This window comes from Pseudalkalibacillus salsuginis (genome assembly GCF_021646685.1).
In the GTDB taxonomy this organism is placed as follows: domain Bacteria; phylum Bacillota; class Bacilli; order Bacillales; family Fictibacillaceae; genus Pseudalkalibacillus; species Pseudalkalibacillus salsuginis.
Genome location: NZ_JAKJHW010000004.1, coordinates 100,462 through 122,430 on the forward strand (window position 1 = coordinate 100,462; position 21,969 = coordinate 122,430).

At 43.3% G+C, this 21,969-nt stretch carries 22 protein-coding genes and 1 riboswitch; of the genes, 21 read left to right on the top strand and 1 reads right to left on the bottom strand.

The features are described from left to right. The first annotated feature begins 127 nt into the window (after window positions 1-127). The 16 genes from L1611_RS12325 (at window position 128) to spoVM (ending at window position 15,413) form a co-directional block, all read left to right on the top strand. Complete coding sequence (locus L1611_RS12325) at window positions 128-1,009, top strand: YicC/YloC family endoribonuclease (RefSeq protein WP_236313577.1); 882 nt, start codon at window positions 128-130, stop codon at window positions 1,007-1,009. A 70-nt stretch (window positions 1,010-1,079) separates the two neighbouring features. Beyond that, complete coding sequence (gene remA, locus L1611_RS12330) at window positions 1,080-1,340, top strand: extracellular matrix/biofilm regulator RemA (RefSeq protein WP_225065642.1); 261 nt, start codon at window positions 1,080-1,082, stop codon at window positions 1,338-1,340. A gap of 26 nt (window positions 1,341-1,366) precedes the next feature. After that, complete coding sequence (gmk, locus tag L1611_RS12335; protein ID WP_236313579.1) at window positions 1,367-1,981, top strand: guanylate kinase; 615 nt, start codon at window positions 1,367-1,369, stop codon at window positions 1,979-1,981. After that, entirely contained in the window at window positions 1,982-2,188 is a 207-nt protein-coding gene (rpoZ, locus tag L1611_RS12340; protein ID WP_236313581.1) for a DNA-directed RNA polymerase subunit omega, read from the top strand. A 182-nt stretch (window positions 2,189-2,370) separates the two neighbouring features. Beyond that, window positions 2,371-3,585 carry a bifunctional phosphopantothenoylcysteine decarboxylase/phosphopantothenate--cysteine ligase CoaBC gene (gene coaBC, locus L1611_RS12345; RefSeq protein WP_236313582.1) on the top strand — a complete coding sequence of 405 codons (1,215 nt, stop codon included), beginning with the start codon at window positions 2,371-2,373 and terminating at the stop codon, window positions 3,583-3,585. After that, window positions 3,582-6,002, top strand: a complete 2,421-nt coding sequence (priA, locus tag L1611_RS12350; protein ID WP_236313583.1) for a primosomal protein N' — start codon at window positions 3,582-3,584, stop codon at window positions 6,000-6,002. Before coaBC ends, priA begins: the two co-directional genes overlap by 4 nt. 88 nt (window positions 6,003-6,090) lie before the next feature. Continuing rightward, on the top strand, window positions 6,091-7,020 hold the full coding sequence (gene fmt, locus L1611_RS12355; RefSeq protein ID WP_236313585.1) for a methionyl-tRNA formyltransferase: 930 nt from the start codon (window positions 6,091-6,093) through the stop codon (window positions 7,018-7,020). Continuing rightward, window positions 7,020-8,393 (top strand): 16S rRNA (cytosine(967)-C(5))-methyltransferase RsmB, encoded by a 1,374-nt coding sequence (rsmB, locus tag L1611_RS12360; RefSeq protein WP_236313586.1) that lies wholly within the window; start codon window positions 7,020-7,022, stop codon window positions 8,391-8,393. Before fmt ends, rsmB begins: the two co-directional genes overlap by 1 nt. Further along, window positions 8,387-9,472, top strand: coding sequence for a dual-specificity RNA methyltransferase RlmN (gene rlmN / locus L1611_RS12365; RefSeq protein ID WP_236313587.1), 1,086 nt, complete (start codon window positions 8,387-8,389; stop codon window positions 9,470-9,472). The genes rsmB and rlmN overlap by 7 nt, the downstream gene beginning before the upstream one ends. A 9-nt stretch (window positions 9,473-9,481) precedes the next feature. Next, window positions 9,482-10,234 carry a Stp1/IreP family PP2C-type Ser/Thr phosphatase gene (locus L1611_RS12370; protein WP_236313588.1) on the top strand — a complete coding sequence of 251 codons (753 nt, stop codon included), beginning with the start codon at window positions 9,482-9,484 and terminating at the stop codon, window positions 10,232-10,234. After that, on the top strand, window positions 10,231-12,258 hold the full coding sequence (pknB, locus tag L1611_RS12375; protein WP_236313589.1) for a Stk1 family PASTA domain-containing Ser/Thr kinase: 2,028 nt from the start codon (window positions 10,231-10,233) through the stop codon (window positions 12,256-12,258). Before L1611_RS12370 ends, pknB begins: the two co-directional genes overlap by 4 nt. A 9-nt stretch (window positions 12,259-12,267) precedes the next feature. Further along, complete coding sequence (rsgA, locus tag L1611_RS12380) at window positions 12,268-13,149, top strand: ribosome small subunit-dependent GTPase A (RefSeq protein ID WP_236313946.1); 882 nt, start codon at window positions 12,268-12,270, stop codon at window positions 13,147-13,149. Window positions 13,150-13,152: 3 nt separating this feature from the next. After that, window positions 13,153-13,800, top strand: coding sequence for a ribulose-phosphate 3-epimerase (rpe, locus tag L1611_RS12385; RefSeq protein WP_236313593.1), 648 nt, complete (start codon window positions 13,153-13,155; stop codon window positions 13,798-13,800). Between the two features lie 25 nt (window positions 13,801-13,825). Then, window positions 13,826-13,935, top strand: a riboswitch (TPP riboswitch). Window positions 13,936-14,027: 92 nt separating this feature from the next. Continuing rightward, window positions 14,028-14,573 carry an energy-coupled thiamine transporter ThiT gene (gene thiT / locus L1611_RS12390; protein ID WP_236313595.1) on the top strand — a complete coding sequence of 182 codons (546 nt, stop codon included), beginning with the start codon at window positions 14,028-14,030 and terminating at the stop codon, window positions 14,571-14,573. Window positions 14,574-14,578: 5 nt separating this feature from the next. After that, window positions 14,579-15,256 (top strand): thiamine diphosphokinase, encoded by a 678-nt coding sequence (locus L1611_RS12395; RefSeq protein WP_236313597.1) that lies wholly within the window; start codon window positions 14,579-14,581, stop codon window positions 15,254-15,256. Between the two features lie 76 nt (window positions 15,257-15,332). After that, window positions 15,333-15,413, top strand: a complete 81-nt coding sequence (spoVM, locus tag L1611_RS12400) for a stage V sporulation protein SpoVM (RefSeq protein ID WP_096199318.1) — start codon at window positions 15,333-15,335, stop codon at window positions 15,411-15,413. Window positions 15,414-15,744: 331 nt separating this feature from the next. Here spoVM and rpmB read toward each other — a convergent pair whose 3' ends face one another. Then, on the bottom strand, window positions 15,745-15,933 hold the full coding sequence (gene rpmB / locus L1611_RS12405; protein ID WP_221564186.1) for a 50S ribosomal protein L28: 189 nt from the start codon (window positions 15,931-15,933) through the stop codon (window positions 15,745-15,747). A 227-nt stretch (window positions 15,934-16,160) separates the two neighbouring features. Between rpmB and L1611_RS12410 the strand changes: the two genes are divergently transcribed. From L1611_RS12410 to recG, 5 genes are all read left to right on the top strand, one after another. Further along, window positions 16,161-16,523, top strand: a complete 363-nt coding sequence (locus tag L1611_RS12410; protein WP_225065629.1) for an Asp23/Gls24 family envelope stress response protein — start codon at window positions 16,161-16,163, stop codon at window positions 16,521-16,523. A gap of 16 nt (window positions 16,524-16,539) precedes the next feature. Beyond that, complete coding sequence (locus L1611_RS12415) at window positions 16,540-18,219, top strand: DAK2 domain-containing protein (RefSeq protein ID WP_236313598.1); 1,680 nt, start codon at window positions 16,540-16,542, stop codon at window positions 18,217-18,219. Window positions 18,220-18,331: 112 nt separating this feature from the next. Then, window positions 18,332-18,994, top strand: a complete 663-nt coding sequence (gene sdaAB, locus L1611_RS12420) for an L-serine ammonia-lyase, iron-sulfur-dependent subunit beta (protein WP_236313600.1) — start codon at window positions 18,332-18,334, stop codon at window positions 18,992-18,994. Between the two features lie 20 nt (window positions 18,995-19,014). After that, entirely contained in the window at window positions 19,015-19,902 is an 888-nt protein-coding gene (gene sdaAA, locus L1611_RS12425) for an L-serine ammonia-lyase, iron-sulfur-dependent, subunit alpha (RefSeq protein ID WP_236313601.1), read from the top strand. Further along, the gene (gene recG / locus L1611_RS12430; RefSeq protein ID WP_236313603.1) at window positions 19,902-21,938 is read left to right on the top strand and encodes an ATP-dependent DNA helicase RecG; all 2,037 of its coding nucleotides are present in this window, start codon (window positions 19,902-19,904) and stop codon (window positions 21,936-21,938) included. The genes sdaAA and recG overlap by 1 nt, the downstream gene beginning before the upstream one ends. Window positions 21,939-21,969 lie beyond the last annotated feature (31 nt).

A 21,969-nucleotide genomic window follows, 5' to 3' on the forward strand; every position in this document is an offset into this window, starting at 1 on the left:
CCGATGAAAGGAAGGTCGCTCTTTTCTATTACAGCTGAAGTGTTTGGAGTGATAAAAAACGTTAAATCTTTCATATTCTTGTTGACTGTTGTAAAATTGTATAGAATAGTACAATGGATGTGATAATGTGATTAATAGTATGACCGGTTTTGGTAGAGCATGCATTGAGCATGAACAATATACGATCACGGCAGAAATTAAATCCGTAAACCACCGTTTTACAGAAGTCTATATACGAATGCCCAGACAGCTGACGATCATCGAGGACAAAATCAAGCGTTGTGTGACAACATACATAAAACGGGGCAAGGTCGATGTATGGATCAGTATAGACGGTGAAACGGGTGTAGAAAAGGAATTGTCTATCGATTGGTCTTTGTTGGATCAATATGTTTCTGCTCATGAGACTTTGAATGAACGCTACCAAGTACAAGAACCGATCCGATATCACCAGCTTCTCGCATTTTCAGATATCGTCTCCATTCATGAAAAAGAGAACGTGACCGACGAGTTTGCAAATAAAGTTCTCGATGCTGTTGAAGAGGCGGCATCCCGATTGAGTGAAATGAGAGCTGAAGAAGGGAAACATCTCAATAAGGATTTCAACCATCGCTTAGATGTGATCGATACGATCATCCAAGAAATAGAGTCCTTTGCCCCTGAAGTTCAGGAAGCTTATAAGGACCGTCTATACAAAAGGATCAAAAGCCTTCATGATGGTGCGTTCGAATTGGATGAAGACCGGATCATCACAGAAGTTGCAATCTTTGCAGATAAATGCAGTATTGATGAAGAATTGATCCGGCTGAAAAGTCATCTAAGCCAATTCAGGGACATACTGAATGAAAGTGGATCAGTAGGGAGGAAACTGGATTTCCTCGTCCAAGAAATGAATCGTGAAAGCAACACGATTGGTTCAAAAGGAAATGATTATTCAATCAGTAAAAATGTTGTACAATTGAAAAGTGAAATAGAGAAACTTAAAGAACAGGTACAAAATGTTGAATAAGGCATGAACAAAGGGTTGTACGTCAAGAAACTTGGATACGCTAGATATAGATAGCCAGGAGGGGTAACCTATGAACATAAAACTGATCAACATCGGATTTGGAAATATTGTTTCGGCAAATCGGATCATTTCAATCGTGAGTCCTGAATCAGCTCCAATCAAGCGGATCATTACAGATTCAAGGACTCAGCACAAATTGATAGATGCGACGTATGGCAGAAGAACCCGTGCGGTGATCATTACAGACAGTGATCATGTCATCCTTTCTGCTGTCCAACCTGAAACGGTAGCCCAAAGATTACTAAACAAAGAGGATTTGACTGAAGAATAGAGATTGACTGAGGTGTAAAGTTGAAGATGAAGAATGAGAGAGGAATTTTGTTCGTATTATCTGGTCCTTCGGGGGTTGGTAAAGGCACGGTAAATCGAGCATTGCGTCAACAGTGGAATGGTTTGGAATTTTCGATTTCAGTTACGACTCGCAAACCTCGAGAAGGTGAGCAGGATGGGGTCGATTACTTTTTTAAATCACGAAAAGAATTTGAAAAGATGATTGAACAGAATGAATTGCTTGAATGGGCAGAATATGTTGGAAACTACTATGGAACCCCGTTGCAATATGTGGAACAGACGTTGGCTTCTGGTAAGGATGTACTTCTTGAAATCGAAGTTCAAGGCGCTCTGCAGGTAAGAAACCTGGTACCTGAAGGTGTTTTCATCTTCCTCGTCCCACCTAGCCTGGCAGAGCTTCGAAATCGGATTGTTGGCCGCGGGACTGAAACAGAAGAGCTGATCAACAATCGGATGATCGTGGCAAAAGAAGAACTTGAAATGATGGATCATTATGATTATGTAGTGGAAAATGATGAAATACAAGCAGCCTGTGATCGTATCAAAGCGATTGCGATTGCTGAACATTGCAAGAAAGATAGAATCAAAAAACAATACTTAAGATTACTGGAGGTTGATTAAATGCTTTATCCTTCAATTGATTCATTGATGGAGAAATTAGATTCAAAATACACACTCGTTACAGTGTCATCTAAACGAGCGAGAATGATTCAGCAATCATCAAAGCCGTTGGTAGATGATCCTAAATCAAGTAAATTCGTTGGTATAGCTCTTGAGGAAATTCTCGAAGGAAAGCTAACCTATGACCTTAACAAGCTAAAAGATTAGAGGGTTGGACCCGTTAAGTGTCTGACGTACTTCAATGAACAACATCTTGTTACAATTTGTTGCATGGGAGGCGCCTGGCACTTTTCTTATGGGGCAGCCTTTTTTTAAAGGATAAGAAAGTATAAAAATATATTCACTATAACAATATTATGTCTACAAAAATGAGCTAGGGGATGGTTTTAGTGTCAACCGGTAAACACATTTTATTATGCGTGACTGGGGGGATTGCAGTATTTAAAGCAGCCGCCCTGACAAGTAAGATCAGACAGGCTGGTTATGACGTCAAAGTGATGATGACAAAGTCTGCTATGGAATTCGTTACGCCTTTGACTTTCCAAACGCTTTCAAGGAATCCTGTATATCATGATACATTTGATGAAAAAGATCCGTCTGGTGTCGCTCATATCGATCTCGCTGACTGGGCTGATCTTGTTGTTATAGCCCCGGCAACTGCCAACAGTATCGGGAAACTGGCAAATGGGATTGCTGATGATATGGTTTCTACGACATTATTAGCGACCTCAGCTCCAGTCATGCTCGCACCTGCAATGAACGTCCATATGTACGGCCATCCCGCAGTATTTGAGAACATGGAAAGGCTGGCAGATTTCGGACATCGTTTTATCGAACCTGGTGAAGGATTATTGGCGTGTGGATATGTAGGTAAAGGAAGACTTGCAGAACCGGAAGAGATCCTTGCATCGATCAACCAGTTCTTCACGGAAGCAGCTAACCGAATTCTCCAAGATAAACATGTTCTGATTACTGCAGGACCAACAAGAGAACATATCGATCCAGTCAGATATTTCTCGAACCGATCGACTGGCAAAATGGGTTATGCATTAGCTGAAGCAGCGGTTTCACTTGGTGCAAAGGTCACTCTTGTAAGTGGCCCATCTGTACTTAAGGTACCATATGGTGTTGAATTTCTACCGGTAGAAACAGCCAAAGAAATGTATGAAGCGGTAATTTCACGTTTTGAACTGGCTGATCTGGTCATTAAATCAGCTGCTGTGGCTGATTATCGTCCAAAGCTCACTTATGATTCAAAAATGAAAAAGAGTGAGGGTAGCATTGCGATTGAAATGGAAAGGACAACAGATATCCTCAAGGAACTCGGCCGTCATAAAAAACATCAAGTATTAGTAGGATTTGCTGCTGAAACCGATGATGTATCGTATTATGCAAAGGATAAACTAGAACAGAAAAATCTGGATATGATCGTTGCGAATGATGTCTCCCAAAAAGGATCCGGATTCGAAGGAGATACGAATCAGGTCCATATATATGGGAAGGATGGGCATGAACGGAAAAGTTCTCTATTATCAAAAAAACAGGTTGCAGAAATCGTGTTGAAAGACGCTCTCCGATATATGGAAGGGTTGAATGAGGGATGATTGCTGGGGTAATTGTCGATGTTCCGGCAATGGGTACTGACCGGACGTTCGACTATCGGATTCCTGAACATTTAGAAGGGGCTGTCAAAATCGGAATGCGTGTCATCGTGCCTTTCGGACCCAGGAAATTGACCGGCTTCGTCATCATCCTTAAAGAGTCGTCAGAGCAAAAAAAGCTTAAAAATATAGTAGATGTCGTCGATCCGTCCCCGGTCATCAATGAAGAATTGATCGAACTTGGCAAGTGGATCGCAGAACATACATTGTGTTTCCTCCATTCTGCTTATCAATCGATGTTGCCTGCGGCAATGAAAATGAATTACACGAAACGCATTCATATGACGGAAGAGACTGGATTGGAACGATTCCCTGAGGAAATCCAGGAGGCGCTGCAATCTGAAAAAGGTTTGAGCTGGGAGGAAGCTCTGAAAATGGGGAAAGAGTGTGTCAGCCTCATCCAAAAGGGTTTGAATGAGGGGGAACTCGATGTCCAATATGAAATTCGTTCAAAAGGTAAAAAGAAGAAACAAAAGGTCATTACCATCAACAAAACAACCGACGAATTGTTGGAAGCTCGTGATAACATATTGAAACGTGCACCGAAGCAAGCAGCTGTTTTGGATTATTTACTGGAATCTGGGCAAAAAGAGATGTCTACTCAAACCTTGATCGCTAAGACGGACTCCTCAAGGGTTACAGTGAAGGGATTGGTTGATAAACAGCTATTGATCGAATCCGAAAAAGAATTATATCGGGATCCGTACCATGATCGTGTCTTTGAAAAGACAATGCCGTTAACACTTACAAATGAGCAGAAGAGAACGATCGAGCCGATTTTGGAAAAAATCAATACAGAGACCCATGAGACATTTCTGATACATGGTGTTACTGGAAGTGGAAAGACGGAAATCTATTTGCAAGCGATTGAAAAAGTCCTCAATCTTGGCAAGGAAGCGATCATGCTAGTACCTGAAATCTCACTTACACCCCAGATGGTCCAACGATTCAAAGGGCGTTTCGGTTCAGAAGTTGCGGTATTGCATAGCGGACTTTCCGTCGGAGAAAAGTATGACGAATGGCGTAAAATCCATCGAAATGAAGCAAGGGTGGTTGTCGGAGCACGCTCAGCGGTTTTTGCTCCTTTTAAAAAACTCGGCATCATCATTATCGACGAAGAACATGAGTCTAGCTATAAACAAGAAGAGAATCCCCGGTACCATGCCAGGGATATTTCGATCCAAAGAGGGAAATTCCATAGGTGTCCGGTAATATTGGGCAGCGCGACTCCGACCCTTGAATCTTATGCGAGGGCACAAAAGGGTGTTTATACCCACTGCACTCTCAATGAGAGGGTGAACAATAAAGATTTACCGAAGGCCGAAGTCGTCGATATGCGGGAGGAATTACGCTCAGGAAATCGATCTTTATTTTCACAATCCCTATTCGATCGATTGAAAGATCGGAAGGAAAAGGGTGAACAAAGTGTTTTGCTATTGAACCGGCGTGGTTATTCAACATTCATTAATTGTCGGGATTGCGGCTATGTCGCCCAATGTCCACATTGTGACATTTCCCTTACTTACCATAAACGTTACAGTTCCTTGAAATGCCATTACTGCGGGTATGAAGCACAACAGCCCTCCGAGTGCCCCGAATGCAATTCAGAACACATCCGCTTTTTCGGAACTGGCACCCAAAAAGTCGAGGAAGAACTGAACAGGCTGATCCCTGAAGCTCGTGTGATCCGGATGGATGTTGATACGACTAGCCGGAAAGGGATGCATGAAAAGTTATTGAATGCGTTTGCCGAGAAAAAAGCGGATATTCTATTAGGGACACAAATGATCGCAAAGGGATTGGATTTTCCGAACGTGACCCTTGTTGGAGTGCTCGCTGCTGATTCAATGTTACATCTTCCCGACTTCCGTTCCTCTGAAAGGACCTTCCAGCTTTTGACCCAGGTGGGGGGAAGGGCCGGAAGACATGAATTATCAGGCGAGGTGGTCATTCAGAGCTATACACCAGAGCATTATAGTATCCAGCTTGCTCAACATCACGATTTTCTCACCTTTTATAATAAGGAAATGCAAATTCGAAAATTGCATCAATATCCTCCATTCTATTTCCTGACACTGGTGACAATTTCACATGAAGAATTGATGTACGTTGTCGATATATGTGAGAAAATCGCTGGCCGGTTGAAAGAATCACTGAGTGCAAAAGCGGTCGTCCTTGGACCTGTAGCATCACCGGTTCCTCGTATGAAAGATAGATATCGTTACCAATGCGTGATAAAATACAAAAATGAACCAAAATTAAAAGAAACATTAAATGAAATTCTTGTCCATTTTCAAAAAAGGATGCAGCGGGACGGGTTAGTGATCGGTATTGATATGCATCCACAGACGATCATGTAATGAGATGAAAGTTCAAAATCCGGAGTCAGTTTTGACAGCTGGCAGTGGGACTGCATTCTTAATATAGATAAATAAGATAGGTGATAATATGAAAGTCGTGTTTATGGGGACTCCAGATTTTTCAGTTCCGGTTTTGAAAAGGATCATCCGTGATGGTTATGAAGTCGTTGCTGTCGTTTCACAACCGGACAAGCCAGTCGGACGGAAGAAAGTTATTACGCCGCCTCCTGTAAAGCGGGAAGCGCTGCGACATGAAATCTCTGTTTTACAACCGGAAAAGGTGAGGTGGGAGTATGAAGAAATCTTGAAGTACGAACCCGATCTCATCATCACGGCAGCATATGGACAAATTTTACCCAGTGAATTGCTGACTTATCCTCGATTAGGTTGTATAAACGTACATGCCTCTCTCCTTCCTGAATATCGCGGAGGCGCGCCAATCCACAAAGCGATCATCGATGGCAAAAAAGAGACAGGCGTCACAATCATGTATATGGTGGAAAAGTTGGATGCAGGTGATATGCTAAGTCAAGTTACGGTGGCAATTGAAGAGGAAGACAATGTCGGAAGCCTTCATGATAAGTTGAGCGAGGCGGGAGCGGAATTGCTTGGAGATACGATTCCGATGCTTGTGAATGATGAATTACAACGTATTCCTCAAGATGAATCAAAAGTCACGTATGCTCCAAATATTTCAAGGGAAATGGAAAAAATCGATTGGAAAGCGGACGGAGAAGACATCTATAACCAGATCAGAGGGTTGAATCCATGGCCAGTGGCTTACACTATGCTTGAGGGCAAGAATATAAAGATCTGGTGGGGACGAAAAGAAACCGTTGAACAAAACGGTGAACCTGGTCAAATTCTGGCATTTGATAATAAAGGAATTCTAGTTGGAACTGGAAACCAAACAGCAATAAGGATCACAGAGATGCAGCCCGCAGGCAGGAAACAGATGGATGCCGCCCAATATCTTGCTGGAGCTCAGCTTAATACAGAAATGAAATTCGGTGAATAATGATGAGAAATGTTCGGGAAGTTGCGACGGACCTGTTATTGAAAATAGACCGGTCGCAAGCTTACAGCAACCTTTTATTAAACCAAGCGATCAGGAAAAACAAATTTTCAGGGAAAGATGCAGCCCTTTTGACTGAAATCGTATATGGCACTCTTCAACGGAAGAATACACTTGATTATTACTTGAAAGGTTTCATTAAGAAACCATTGAACAAGCTTGAAGACTGGGTGCTGGTCCTTTTACGGCTATCCGTTTATCAAATGGTGTACCTGGACCGTGTCCCTGATCATGCCATCATCAATGAAGCAGTTGTGCTCGCAAAGAAGAGAGGGCACAAGGGCATCTCTGGATTTGTCAATGGTGTACTTAGGAATGTCCAACGAAAAGGGATCCCTGGTGTTGCATCAATACCGGATAAAAGGTTACAATTAGCGATTGAGTGCAGCCATCCTGAATGGCTGGTTAACCGTTGGATTGATCAGTTTGGAAATGAACGGACACGGGAAATGTGTACGGTCAATAATACACCACCGAAGGTAACTGCCAGGGTTAACCGCCTTAAACTTTCTATCAAGGATGCTATCGAACGGTTGAAAGATGAATCCGTAAACGCGGAGCCAAGCAAGTTGGTGCCTGAAGGGATAAGGATTATATCAGGGAATCTTCCTGAATCTGATGTTTATAAATCGGGAGCTCTGACGATTCAAGATGAAAGCTCGATGCTTGTAGGCTATGCACTTGATCCCCAACCAGATGAACGTATTTTGGATGCCTGTGCGGCACCTGGAGGGAAAACGACACACCTTGCTGAAAGGATGGACAATCAAGGGGAAATAACTGCGATTGACTTGCATGAGCATAAAGTCAAGCTCATTGAACAGCAGGTGGAACGGCTCGGTTTGACGAATATAGAAACGATCGCGATGGATACTAGGAAGGCCGCTAAATTATTCAAGGAAGAATCCTTTGATAGGGTGCTATTGGATGCCCCTTGCACAGGTTTCGGTGTCATTCGCAGAAAACCCGATATCAAATGGGGAAAGAAACCTGAAGATATTGAACGGATCCAAATAGTCCAGGAAGAATTATTGGAAGCCGTTTCCCGTGTCCTTAAAATAGGTGGATTATTGGTTTACAGTACATGTACAATAGAATCAGAGGAAAACAATATCCAGGTTCAGCGGTTTCTGGACCGCCATCCTGAATTCGAATGGGATGAAGCATTGTCTTTGAGGATGCCAGCTACTGTAAAACCTTACATTTCAGAAACGAAAGATGAACTTCAGATTCTTCCGCAATATTTCAATAGTGATGGATTTTATATAGCATGTTTAAGGAAAACTTCTAGAAAAGGCGGTGTTGGAACATGTTGAAACCGTTGACGGAAAAACAAACTAATCCGAACGTTGGGACTTCCATATTTTCATTGAAATACGAAGATCTTCTGGATTGGCTGAAGCAAGCCGGTGAGCCATCGTTTCGTGCCAAGCAAATTTATGAATGGCTTTACGAAAAAAGGGTGGCTTCATTTGCAGAGATGACGAACCTATCAAAGGATCTGCGTCAAAAACTGGATGAAGCGTTTGTAATCACTCCCTTAAAGCAAGTCGTCCGGCAAGAATCGAAGGATGGGACAATCAAGTTTCTTTTTGAACTTGAAGATGGATATTCAATAGAAACCGTTTTGATGAGACATGAGTATGGAAACAGTGTCTGTGTAACAACTCAAGTCGGTTGCCGGTTAGGCTGTACCTTCTGTGCCTCGACGCTGGGTGGTCTGAAACGTAACTTGAAGGCTGGAGAAATCGTTGCGCAAGTATTGGAAGTACAACGAGCGATGGATGAGACGGATGAACGGGTCAGCTCTGTCGTTATTATGGGGATCGGGGAACCTTTCGATAATTATGAAGAATTGATTTCTTTCCTGAAAATAATCAACCACGATGAAGGATTGAATATCGGAGCACGGCATATTACGATCTCAACGAGTGGTGTCGTGCCGAAAATCTATGATTTTGCTGATGAAGGTATGCAGATCAATTTTGCGATCTCCCTTCACGCCCCCACAGCAGAGATCCGTAGTCGACTTATGCCGGTGAACCGTATGTACCCTCTTGATGATCTGATGGATTCCATTCGTTATTATATCCGGAAGACAGGGCGGCGTGTCACATTTGAATATGGATTGTTCGGAGGTGTCAATGATCAGGTTGAACATGCTGAACTTCTTTCCGATCTGATCCATGATATAAAGTGTCATGTCAACTTGATTCCTGTAAACTATGTACCAGAGAGAGATTACGTCCGTACTCCTAAGAATCAAATTTTTAAATTTGAAAGCACGTTAAAAGAGCGCGGTGTGAATGTTACTATTCGCCGGGAGCAGGGTCATGATATCGACGCTGCCTGCGGTCAGCTGCGTGCGAAGGAGCGTAAGGACGAAACGAGGTGAGGTAGGTTGTTGAAGGCATCTTTTCAAACTGATCAAGGTAAAGTACGTTCCCATAACGAAGACAGTGGGGCAGTGATCCAATTCTCTGCCTCGGATGTTTTCGCTGTTGTTGCCGATGGGATGGGAGGGCATAATGCTGGAGATGTTGCCAGCCAGATGGCGGTCAACTACATCAAGGATCATCTTAATACATACATAAACGAAAAGGTCGAAACAGCGAATGTGATTCAATCATTGATCGAGGACGCCAACTCAAGTATTTATACGTATGCTAATGAGCACCCGGAGTGTCATGGTATGGGTACGACTGTGATCTTACTTAGAGCGACGGAAGATGAGGTTTCCTTAGGTCATGTCGGAGACAGTCGTTGCTATCATATACACGATCAATCAATCAGAATGCTTACGGAGGACCATACCCTGGTCAATGAACTTGTGAAATCAGGACAAATCACAGATGAAGAGGCAGAATACCATCCGAGGAAACACGTTGTCATGAGGTCAGTCGGTACAGACCCGAATGTGAGGGTGGATAATCTGAATTACTCATGGGCTCCCGGAGATTATCTTCTCATTTGTTCAGATGGTCTTTCCAACAAGGTTCCGGCAAACTTGATACTGGAAGTTGTGACTGACGATGGGTCCTTGAACGAAAAAGCGAACCTCCTGGTCAAGATGGCCAATGATGCTGGCGGGGAAGATAACATCACCATTATTCTCTTAGCTAATGAGGTTGGTCTAAAAGAAGGTGTAGCCAAATGATCGGAAGACGTATCAGTTCTCGATACAAGATCCTAGAGATCATTGGTGATGGCGGCATGGCTGTGGTTTATAAAGCGGAAGACTTGATACTCGATCGGATCGTCGCTGTGAAAGTATTGCGTTCAGAATACTCGACTGATGAGGACTTCATCAGGCGTTTTCGACGTGAAGCTGAATCAGCCACGAGTCTGAATCATCCGAATGTCGTCAATATCGTCGATGTCGGAGAAGAAGAACAGATTTATTTCATCGTCATGGAGTATGTGAAAGGTAAGACATTGAAACAGATCATACGGGAAAATGGTCCATTATCTCCGGAGCGGGCAGTTGAAATCATGAAACAGATCTCCTCTGCGATCGCACATGCCCATGAACATCACATCGTGCACAGGGATATCAAGCCTCATAATATTTTAATAGATGAGAATGGAAATGCTAAAGTAACAGATTTCGGCATTGCATTAGCTGCAACGTCAGCAACGATTACTCACACGCACTCTGTATTGGGCAGTGTCCACTATTTCTCACCGGAACAAGCAAGAGGTGGTATTGCCAATAACAAGTCCGATATTTACTCATTAGGTGTAGTTTTCTATGAAATGGTGACTGGCAGACTACCGTTTTCAGGTGAATCAGCTGTTTCTGTAGCATTGAAACATCTTCAAGAAAAATTTCCCGAACCAAAATTGATCAATCCAGATATACCACAGAGTATTGAGAATATTATATTGAAGGCGATGGCCAAAAATCCGAACGAGCGATTTGAAAACGTCCAGGCACTGGAAGAAGATTTAAGAACAGTACTTGATCCTGATCGAATCGATGAACCGAAACATTCGTTTGATGAAGATGAAGAAGCGACAAAAGTACTGACTCCGATCGGAAATATAACAGAGCAAATGAAAACTGCACCCGTCCCTTCAACCAAAGGTGAAGTGGGAGTAGAAAAAGGCGGGAAGCAAAAGAAAGAGAAGAAAGATAAGAAGAAAAAGAAGAATTGGGTCGCAATCATTTTAATGGTATTTCTCCTTTTAGGGATTGCTGGTGTAGCGGCGGTCACCTTGTGGCCAGAAATATTCCAGACGAAGGATGTCTCTGTTCCGGATGTCATCAATCAACCGTACACGACTGCATATGAGAAAATAAAGGATGCTGGGCTCAACCCAGAAAAAGAGGAGCAGCCAAGCTCTGAAGTTGAAGAAGGGCATGTCATCAGGCAAACCCCGTCACCAGGAACAGCCGTGAAGGAAAATCAGACGGTGAAATTGATTGTCAGTTCGGGACCTGAAAAATTTGAAGTAGAGAATTATGTTGGCCAAGAAGAAGATGATGTGAAGCGGACGAAGGTTGAGGATCTTTTCAAACGGGTCGATTACCCAACAAGAAGCAGTGAAGACGTACCTGCTGGACAGATCATCGAACAAATTCCGGAAGCAGGAGAAATGGTCGTGCCTGGCCAGGAAGTTTTGATTTTATATGTCAGTAGCGGGCCACCGCCATTTGATCTTGCTGATCTGATCGGAAAGTCACTTGAAGAAGCAAATACGTATGCAAATGGGAATGGGCTCAAATTAAAAGAAGCTGAACGTGAGTATTCAGAAGATGTGGATGATGGAAACATCATAAGGACGGATCCGAAACCGGGTGAAACAGTGAGGGCTGGGAGTGAAATCACTGTCACCGTTTCTAAAGGTGTGCCAGAACCAGTAACCATCAAAGATATGGTGGAAGTAGAATTCAGTGAAGAAGATTCCGGTAGTGGAGATGGCAATGGCGAAGGGAACAAAAATAAAGATAAAAAGGATAAACAGAAAGAACCGAAACAGGTCCGGATCGTGACCAATGACGCTAACGGAGAGCGGACGATCGTAGATAAAGAAATCTCTGAAACAGAAATGTTCGAAATCCCATTGACCATAAAGTATAACGGTGAAGGTAGCTACAAAGTCTATGTGGACGATGAAGAGTATTATAATGAATCGTTTACGTATGAAGAAGCGAAAAACTTTCAGAATGGAGAGTAGATGGACTGCATGCCAAAAGGAACGATCATTAAAGCGTTGAGCGGGTATTATTATGTGAAAAGTGAAGAAGAAAATGAAATCTATCAATGCCGAGGCAGAGGAAATTTTCGAAAACGGAAGTTGACACCTCTTGTGGGAGATGAAGTGGCATTTGAATCGACTAATCTGACAGACGGTTATGTTTTGGAAATCTTCGAACGTAAGAATCAACTGATCAGGCCTCCTGTTGCAAATATTGACCAGGCACTCATCATATTTTCCGCACGCCGGCCAAGCTTTAACTCGCACCTTTTGGATCGGTTTTTAGTCCATATTGAAGCGAACGAGATTCTTCCGGTCATTTGTGTTAGTAAACTTGATTTATTGACAGATGACAAGGAAATCGAAAAAGAGCTGGAGGTCTACCGTCAAATCGGTTACCAGGTTCTCGAAACTTCTTCTTTGGAACAAAGGGGGCTTGAAGAAGTAAGGGAACTTTTTGAAGATAAGGTAACAGTCATTGCAGGACAGTCAGGTGTCGGCAAATCGACATTGTTGAATGTATTGAATCCAGAATTGAACTTGGAAACTAATGATATCTCTGATCATCTTGGAAGAGGGAAACACACGACTAGGCATGTGGAGCTGATCCCTTTTGGTGAGGGGCTTGTGGCAGATACCCCTGGCTTCAGTTCACTTGATTTCATCGAAATCGAACCAGAAGACTTATCCATCTACTTTCCTGAAATGAGAGATCGCCGTCCTGATTGTAAATTCAGAGGGTGTACCCATGTATCAGAACCGAAATGTGCTGTGAAAAAAGCATTGGAAAATAATGAAATAGCCCAATTCCGTTATGACCATTACTTACAATTTCTACAAGAGATCAAAGACCAAAAACGGAGGTATTAAGTCATGATTAAAATTGCACCATCAATCCTTTCAGCGGACTTCTCCCGTTTAGGAGATGAAATAAAAGATGTTGAAGCAGCGGGAGCGGACTATATCCACGTTGATGTCATGGATGGACATTTTGTACCGAATATAACGATTGGACCCTTGATTGTCGATGCAATAAGACCTATCACGGATCTTCCGCTGGATGTCCATCTGATGATTGAACACCCTGACAAATATATTCCAGAATTCGCTGAAGCTGGTGCGGATATCATTTCGGTACATGTAGAAGCTTGTCCGCATCTGCACCGCACAGTCCATTTAATCAAAGACCAGGGTAAAAAAGCAGGAGTCGTCCTCAATCCCCACTCGCCGGTCAACTTGATTGAACATGTCATAGAAGATGTTGACCTTGTGTTGCTGATGACTGTGAACCCTGGATTCGGTGGCCAATCTTTCATAAACCAAGTTCTACCGAAAATCAGGGAAGTTTCAAATCTTTGTACGGAAAAAGGATTGGAAATCGACATTGAAGTTGATGGCGGTGTCAATCCAGATACAGCCAAATTATGCAGGGAATTCGGGGCGAATGTTCTCGTTGCCGGATCTGCCATCTATAATAAAGAAAACCGGAAGGATGCAATAGCTGCTATCCGTGGTGTATAATGATTTAGAAATAAAAATATAGTAATGAAACCACTAGGGGAATCTCTTGAAGAGATTGAGAGTGGAGTGTATGCTCCTGACCCTTTAGAACCTGAACAGGATCAAACCTGCGGAGGGAAGTTGGCTTTCAAATGATTTATATTTGATGAAAGCAACTGTTACCCTATGCAGTTGCTTTTTTAGTAGGGATGTTCTGGTTTCATCGATGGTAAGGGGAGAAAAAGTCTATGAATAATCGCATGTTGATGATTGCTGAGATTGCGATCATGTCTGCTCTCGGTATTATTTTAGGATTTGTAAAATTAAGCGGACCTTGGGCTTTCGGAGGTTCCGTTTCACTTGAAATGGTTCCGATCTTCATTATGGCATTTCGAAGAGGAGTGGCTGGCGGAGTTCTGACAGGTTTGATGATCGGTATTTTACAATTGATCATCAATCCATATATCGTCCATCCTGTCCAAGTAGTGCTGGATTATCCATTGGCGTTTTTAGTAGTTGGTCTTGCAGGATTGTTCAGGCCAAAATCCAAAGACTCTTATAGTAGAAGGATATGGTTGATCCTTTTAGGAACATTCATCGGAAGTCTGTTCCGTTTGATCAGTCATGTCATTTCAGGCGTCATCTTTTTTGCGAGCGCCGCTCCTGAAGGGACACCGGTCTGGCTGTATTCGATAACGTACAACAGTTCTTATATCGTTCCGACCTTTATCCTGACTGTCGTATTACTTGCCCTATTATCAAAAACAGCGCCTAAGTTGGTTCATGGAGAGTGACCGTATTGAAGACGATTTGTTTAGTTTCTGGAGGACCTGAATATCTTCTGCCCGATCGGCTCGAATTGGATGATGCGTTTTTTATCGGAGTAGATGAAGGGGTGCTTTATCTTCAAAGAAGAGATATAGAGCCAATTGCCGCCTTCGGTGATTTCGACTCTATTTCAAGTGAAGAAGTTGCCAGACTTCAAGAAAAACGAATGAACCTCTATACCTTCGAACGTGAAAAAGACATGACGGATCTGGAATTGGCAATCAGATGGGCGATAGAAAAGAGGCCAGAAAAAATCATTTTATATGGTGCGACTGGCGGGCGTTTGGATCATGAAATAATCAATATCCAACTCCTAAAATTAGGTATAGAACAGAAGATAGAGGTCGAGGTCGTAGACCGGGATAACATCATCGTTATGAGAAGTCCGGGGTCCTATACAATTGAAGCCATTCATGAATTTCCGTATGTTTCTTTCATTCCATTTTCCCCGCTCGTATCGGGTGTAACACTTGTGGGCTTTCGTTATCCATTAGAGGATGCAATGATAGAATGGGGATCCACCCTTTGCATTTCAAATGAGCTTGTAACAAAAAAAGGTACTTATTCATTTGATAGCGGCATAATTATGATGATAAGAAGCAAAGATCGAGATCAAAAATTACAAACTCCGGGTACTATTTCTAAGTAGACGAATATACTTAAATAGAATGTTAATTTTCCGAAGGTGGGTTCTTCCGGAAACTAACGTTGGAGGAGGCGGAATCATGAAATTTTATACCATCAAACTGCCAAAGTTTTTAGGCGGATTCGTCAGGGCGATCTTAGGATCCTTTAAAAAAGGGTAACAAAAAAGCACCAACCAGGTGCTTTTTTGTTTTTTAAAAGGATAAGAAATTATAGAAATTTTGGTTGGGGTGAAGTGATGTCTAGCTCCACCGCCCAACCATTTGGATCACTTCAGTCCTCCTGCGGCGGCCGACACATTGATTTAGATCGAAGGGTTTACCCACGCAGTCGGACTTCCAGTGACCTTCGTGGCTGACTAGGGCGTTTGCGCTTTTCTTTAGTTAATTGTTGATTTTTGCGCAATCACTTTGCCACTTTGAAATTATCTCTAAATCAAAAAAGGGCCAGCTCCCTCTTGAAAGTGAGCTGGTCCTTTTTGTGCTTTTTAAATTAGACGCGTTCTACTTTGCCTGACTTCAAGGCACGAGCAGATACATATACCCGTTTTGGTTTACCGTCTACAAGAATACGAACTTTCTGAACGTTCGCTCCCCATTTACGTTTCGTAGTGTTTAACGCGTGAGAACGCTTGTTTCCAAAGTTAGTCTTCTTACCAGTAACAACACATTTTCTAGCCATGATTGGTACCTCCTTTATTACAATAAGAAACTTGAATAATCTTAGTAAAATTTTAAGAAAACACTACATTATAGTAGCATGAGATATAAAAGAATGCAACATTGTTTATCAAGTTTATTTACTTGACACGACAATTTCCAATTCCATGATATTTTCTTTCAAAATGAAGGATATTATAGTAAAATGACACTAGCCATAGGTCATTATAATCCAAGGGAGGATTTTGCATGTCTATAGAAATGAAAACAAAGTACGGGGAAATTGATATTTCTAACGATGTTATTGCAACAATCGCAGGTGGAGCTGCGATCGATTGTTATGGTATCATCGGAATGGCCTCGCAAAAGCAAATTAAAGATGGCATCACTGAACTTCTTGGCCGCGACAATTTCAGCCGTGGAATCGTTGTGCGGCAAGAAGAGGATGAAGTCCACATAGACATGTATATCATCGTCAGCTATGGAACGAAAATTTCTGAAGTAGCTCACAATGTACAAACAAAAGTGAAGTATACGCTTGATCAGATGCTCGGCTTATCAGTAGATTCGGTCAACATATTTGTTCAAGGCGTGAGGGTGACGAACCCGTAACGAGGAGGAAGGATTCGTGACAGTTAAGAAGGTAGGCGGGAATAAGCTTTCCCAAATGTTCATTTACGGAGCGGACAACCTGAACAAAAACGTAAAAATGGTAGACGCTCTCAATGTCTTCCCAGTCCCTGATGGGGATACTGGGACAAACATGAATTTAACGATCACGTCAGGTGTTAAGGAAGTGGAAAATAGTACAACCGACGACGCCGGTAAAGTTGCAGCTTCTTTTTCAAAAGGATTGCTCATGGGGGCACGCGGTAATTCAGGTGTCATCCTGTCACAGTTGTTCAGAGGCTTTTCAAAAGCGATTGAAGGAAACAGCGAAATTGACACGAAACTGTTCGCTGAGGCGTTTGAAGCTGGTGTAGAAACGGCTTATAAGGCAGTAATGAAACCAGTGGAAGGTACGATCCTGACTGTAGCTAAGGATGCTGCTAAAAAAGCGACGAAAACGGCACGTAAATCAGACGATATGGTTGACGTCATGGAGCAAACCTTAAAAGAAGCAAAAGAATCCTTGAAGCGTACACCTGACTTATTACCAATCTTGAAAGAGGTCGGAGTGGTCGACTCTGGAGGCCAAGGTCTAGTTACGATCTATGAGGGATTTTTAGCAGTACTTGAAGGAAAAGAGCTTCCAGAGGTCAGCAGCTTAGGTCCATCCATGGATGAACTTGTGAAAGCGGAGCACCATAAGGCACAAAACCATATGAGAACAGATGATATCCATTATGGATACTGTACAGAATTCATGGTGAAATTCAAATCTGAAAAAACGAAGGAGAACCCTTTTTCTGAAGAAGATTTCAGAAATCAACTCAGCAAACATGGGGATTCCCTACTCGTCGTTTCGGATGAGGATCTCGTCAAGGTTCATATACATACGGAAAAGCCGGGAGATATGCTGACTCTCGCTCAAACGTATGGTGACTTGATTAATATAAAAATTGAGAACATGCGGGAACAGCATATGGCTATAATAGATAAAGAAGACAAGCCTGAATCAACAGAGAACATCCAATCTAAAGCTGCAAAAAAGGAATTCGGGATCATTACCGTTTCGATGGGATCCGGGATTGAAGCGTTGTTCAAAAGTTTGGGAGCCACGGTCGTCATTGCCGGAGGGCAAACGATGAACCCAAGTACAGAAGATATTGTCCAGGCAATCCATGAGGCGAACGCTGAAAAGTTGATCATCCTTCCGAACAACGGGAACATCGTCATGGCTGCTGAGCAGGCAGCAACAGTCGTGGAGGAAGAAGTGGCAGTAGTGAAAACGAAAACGGTTCCACAAGGGATTTCTGCACTTCTCGCATTCAATCCAGGCTCTTCACTCGATGAAAACCAATCGGCGATGACTGAAGCGGTCAAACATGTAAAATCCGGACAAATCACCTTTGCAGTACGGGATACGAGCATTGATGGAGTTGATATCAAGAAAGATGATTTCATGGGAATCTTCGATGGGAAGATCGTTGCAGCGAAAGGCACTCAAAAAGAGGCTGCCGAAGCGCTGTTGTCAGAAATGATCAAAGACGAAGATGAAATCGTCACCATCATTTTCGGAGAAGATTGCGATGAAGCTGAAGCAACCGCGCTTGGAGAATGGATTGAGGGAAAATTCCCTGATGCTGAAGTTGAAATCCATCCAGGCAACCAGCCAATATATTCGTATATCATTTCTGTAGAATAAACGCCTTGAATATTCCTACCATGATCAGAACGGATTCCTGACAGGTAGGAATATTCTTTATCTGTCAGAGCTGTTCAATCAGTTCTCTATATGCACAAATGGGGGAATCACAATGAAGTTTAAAAGCGTCTTCGATATCATCGGTCCTATCATGATCGGACCATCCAGCTCCCATACAGCGGGGGCAGCTCGGATCGGACGAGTGGCCCGGTCATTGTTCGGTCGTAAACCCGAATGGGCGCATATTTCCTTTTACGGTTCTTTTGCGAAAACGTACCGTGGTCATGGTACGGATGTGGCGATCGTCGGGGGGATTTTGGATTTCGACACATTCGATGAACGGATTAGTGATTCGTTGAATATCGCTAAACAAGAAAAAATCAAGATCAAAATGTCAGAAGAGGAAGCTTTGACGGATCATCCCAATACAGCACGGATCCGGCTTGGAGATAAGGATGGGGAGCTGGAAGTTGTCGGGATTTCCATCGGAGGCGGAAAGATCGAAATTATCGAGATGAATGGATTCGAACTAGGTTTATCCGGGAATCATCCTGCATTATTGGTCGTACACAACGATCACTATGGTGCCATTGCCGGTGTAGCCAACTTATTAGCCAAGCACCAGATCAACATTGGACATATGGAAGTCGGTAGAAAAGAAATCGGCAGTGAAGCTTTGATGACGATTGAAGTCGATCAAAATATCGGAGACGACGTTTTGAAAGATATTGAAAAACTTCCACATATCATTAAGGCGACACGGATTCATGAATAATGGGAAAGGCGGTATGAGCTATGTTCAGGAATGTCAGTGAGTTGGTGGAACTTTCCATTTCTAAGAATGTTCCGATATCCGAAGTGATGATCGAACAGGAAATGGAAGTGACCGGAAGATCCAAAGAAACAGTCATGGAACTTATGGAAAAAAATCTTGATGTCATGGAAAAAGCTGTGGAACGCGGAATAAGGGAAGGTGTCAAATCCCACTCTGGTTTGACTGGTGGGGATGCTGTTCTTCTACAGAAATATATCGAGAGCGGGAAAAGCCTTGCGGGTACAACTGTTCTGGATGCAGTCAGTAAAGCTGTTGCCACGAACGAAGTGAATGCAGCGATGGGGACGATCTGTGCAACACCTACAGCAGGTTCTGCAGGAGTCGTACCAGGTACTCTTTTTGCTCTTCGGGATAAACTTAACCCAACCCGGGAACAAATGGTCCGTTATTTATTCACTTCAGGTGCGTTCGGATTTGTTGTAGCAAACAACGCCTCGATATCAGGTGCTGCAGGAGGCTGCCAAGCAGAGGTCGGTTCAGCTACAGGGATGGCAGCAGCTGCGATTGTCGAACTCGCTGGTGGAACACCCGAACAATCTGCAGAAGCCATGGCAATCGCACTCAAAAATATGCTTGGCCTGGTATGTGACCCTGTGGCAGGCCTTGTAGAGGTTCCGTGTGTAAAACGAAATGCAATCGGGGCAAGCATCGCCATCACCGCAGCAGACATGTCCCTTGCAGGTATCACAAGCCGAATTCCCTGTGACGAAGTAATCGATGCGATGTACAAGATCGGGCAAACGATGCCGACAGCACTTAAGGAGACTGCACAAGGAGGATTAGCGGCCACTCCGACCGGCAGGGAGCTTGAAGCGAAAATTTATGGAGTGCCGTTAAAGAAAAAGTGATGGATTTATCATTACCTGTCACGCATGTCAAAGGAATTGGAGAAGCGCGGGGAGAGGAATTGGCTGATCTGAAAGTGTACACTGTAAATGATCTTCTCATGTATTTTCCGTACCGCTATGAAGATTTCAAAGTGAGGGATTTGACAGAACTGAAGCATGATGAAAAAGCAACAATCGAAGGGAAGGTTCACAGTGAGCCTTCTCTCCGTTATTTTGGCCGGAAGAAATCAAGACTTACGGTAAGGGTGCTGGTTGGAAAGTATCTTGTCACCGCTGTATTTTTCAACCGTGCCTTTTTGAAGAAGCAGCTTGCTATCGGCCAACCTGTTACGATAACTGGGAAATGGGACCAAAACAGGCTTACGATCACGGCCCAGCATGTGGTCTTCGGCCATCCTGAAAGCGATGAGACAATCGAACCGGTATATTCCATCAAAGGTGATTGGACAGTCAAAAGGCTCCGGAAAGTCATCCGATTATGCATACAGCAATATTTAGATTCAGTGGAGGACATTTTACCTGAAGAGTTGAGGAAGCAATACAAACTCGTCAAACGCAGAGAAGCGATCCAATGGATCCATACACCAGTTACCCACGATCATTTAAAGCATGCTAGAAGATACTTTGTCTATGAAGAATTGTTGATGTTCCAACTGAAAATGCAGTGGTGGCGTAAACAAGAAAAAGAAAAATCCGATGGGATAGAGAGGAAGTTCAACCAATCTGAAATCGAGTCTTTCATTGGGTCACTTCCTTTCCCTTTGACAGGTGCCCAGAACCGTGTAGTGGATGAAATTTTAAAAGATTTACGATCGCCTTATCGTATGAATCGCCTGCTGCAGGGTGATGTAGGTTCAGGAAAGACGATCGTTGCGGCGATCAGCATGTATGCTCTTGTGACGACGAATATGCAATCCGCTTTGATGGTCCCTACTGAAATACTAGCTGAACAACACTGCGAATCCATGACCAGATTGTTCAATGATTTCAATATCGAGGTAGAACTCTTGACTAGCTCGATCAAAGGGAAACGTCGGAAGGATATCCTGGAACGGGTCAGAAGTGGAGATGTTGATATTTTGATCGGCACACATGCCTTGATACAGGACGAAGTCCAATTCAGTAACTTAGGCCTTGTGATCACTGATGAACAGCATCGGTTCGGAGTCGAGCAGAGGAAGGTATTGCGGCTGAAAGGGATGACTCCGGACGTCCTTTTCATGACCGCTACACCGATTCCGAGGACTTTAGCCATATCCGTTTTCGGTGATATGGATGTTTCCACCATCGATGAAATGCCTGCCGGTCGAAAGCCGATAGAGACATACTGGGCGAAGCATGGGATGTTGGATCGGGTGCTCGGATTCATCGAGAAGGAATTGAATCGGGGTAGGCAAGCCTATGTGATCTGCCCGTTGATCGAGGAATCGGATAAGCTGGATTTCCAGAATGCGGTCGATGTGCACGCACAGCTCGTCCACTATTTTACCAACTTCAACGTAGGACTGATGCATGGCCGTCTATCGTTTGATGAGAAAGAAGAGATCATGGCCAGATTCAGTAAAAATCAGGTCCAAGTTCTTGTGTCGACAACTGTTGTCGAAGTAGGTGTGAATGTTCCAAATGCTAGCGTAATGGTCGTGTATGATGCGGAGAGGTTCGGGCTGTCTCAGTTACACCAATTACGGGGAAGGGTAGGAAGGGGAGATGCTCAATCGTATTGTATCCTCATTGCAGATCCGAAATCGGATGTTGGAAAAGAACGTATGCAGATCATGACGGAGACGAATGATGGATTCGAATTATCCCAGCGGGACCTGGAGCTGAGGGGACCAGGGGACTTCTTTGGGAAAAAACAGAGTGGCCTGCCCGATTTTAAAGTCGCTGATCTTGTCCATGATTATAGGGCATTGGAAGTTGCAAGGAACGATGCTGCAAAAATGGTGAACTCTGAAGTTTTTTGGAAAGATCCGCAATATGACGTTTTAAGAAATTGGTTACTTGAACAGGTTGAGGTATGGGAAGAGCTCGATTAGACTTCTATTCCTTGAAAAGAATGACCAATCA

What these genes read in the sequence shown, in the direction of transcription:
- fmt (WP_236313585.1), top strand. Translation starts at nt 6,091, where the DNA reads ATGAAAGTCGTGTTTATGGGGACTCCAGATTTTTCAGTTCCGGTTTTG.
- rsgA (WP_236313946.1), top strand. Translation starts at nt 12,268, where the DNA reads ATGCCAAAAGGAACGATCATTAAAGCGTTGAGCGGGTATTATTATGTG.
- thiT (WP_236313595.1), top strand. Translation starts at nt 14,028, where the DNA reads ATGAATAATCGCATGTTGATGATTGCTGAGATTGCGATCATGTCTGCT.
- priA (WP_236313583.1), top strand. Translation starts at nt 3,582, where the DNA reads ATGATTGCTGGGGTAATTGTCGATGTTCCGGCAATGGGTACTGACCGG.
- rpoZ (WP_236313581.1), top strand. Translation starts at nt 1,982, where the DNA reads ATGCTTTATCCTTCAATTGATTCATTGATGGAGAAATTAGATTCAAAA.
- sdaAB (WP_236313600.1), top strand. Translation starts at nt 18,332, where the DNA reads ATGAAGTTTAAAAGCGTCTTCGATATCATCGGTCCTATCATGATCGGA.
- rsmB (WP_236313586.1), top strand. Translation starts at nt 7,020, where the DNA reads ATGATGAGAAATGTTCGGGAAGTTGCGACGGACCTGTTATTGAAAATA.
- rpmB (WP_221564186.1), bottom strand. Translation starts at nt 15,933, where the DNA reads ATGGCTAGAAAATGTGTTGTTACTGGTAAGAAGACTAACTTTGGAAAC.
- L1611_RS12410 (WP_225065629.1), top strand. Translation starts at nt 16,161, where the DNA reads ATGTCTATAGAAATGAAAACAAAGTACGGGGAAATTGATATTTCTAAC.
- rlmN (WP_236313587.1), top strand. Translation starts at nt 8,387, where the DNA reads ATGTTGAAACCGTTGACGGAAAAACAAACTAATCCGAACGTTGGGACT.
- rpe (WP_236313593.1), top strand. Translation starts at nt 13,153, where the DNA reads ATGATTAAAATTGCACCATCAATCCTTTCAGCGGACTTCTCCCGTTTA.
- spoVM (WP_096199318.1), top strand. Translation starts at nt 15,333, where the DNA reads ATGAAATTTTATACCATCAAACTGCCAAAGTTTTTAGGCGGATTCGTC.
- remA (WP_225065642.1), top strand. Translation starts at nt 1,080, where the DNA reads ATGAACATAAAACTGATCAACATCGGATTTGGAAATATTGTTTCGGCA.
- pknB (WP_236313589.1), top strand. Translation starts at nt 10,231, where the DNA reads ATGATCGGAAGACGTATCAGTTCTCGATACAAGATCCTAGAGATCATT.
- recG (WP_236313603.1), top strand. Translation starts at nt 19,902, where the DNA reads ATGGATTTATCATTACCTGTCACGCATGTCAAAGGAATTGGAGAAGCG.
- gmk (WP_236313579.1), top strand. Translation starts at nt 1,367, where the DNA reads ATGAAGAATGAGAGAGGAATTTTGTTCGTATTATCTGGTCCTTCGGGG.
- sdaAA (WP_236313601.1), top strand. Translation starts at nt 19,015, where the DNA reads ATGTTCAGGAATGTCAGTGAGTTGGTGGAACTTTCCATTTCTAAGAAT.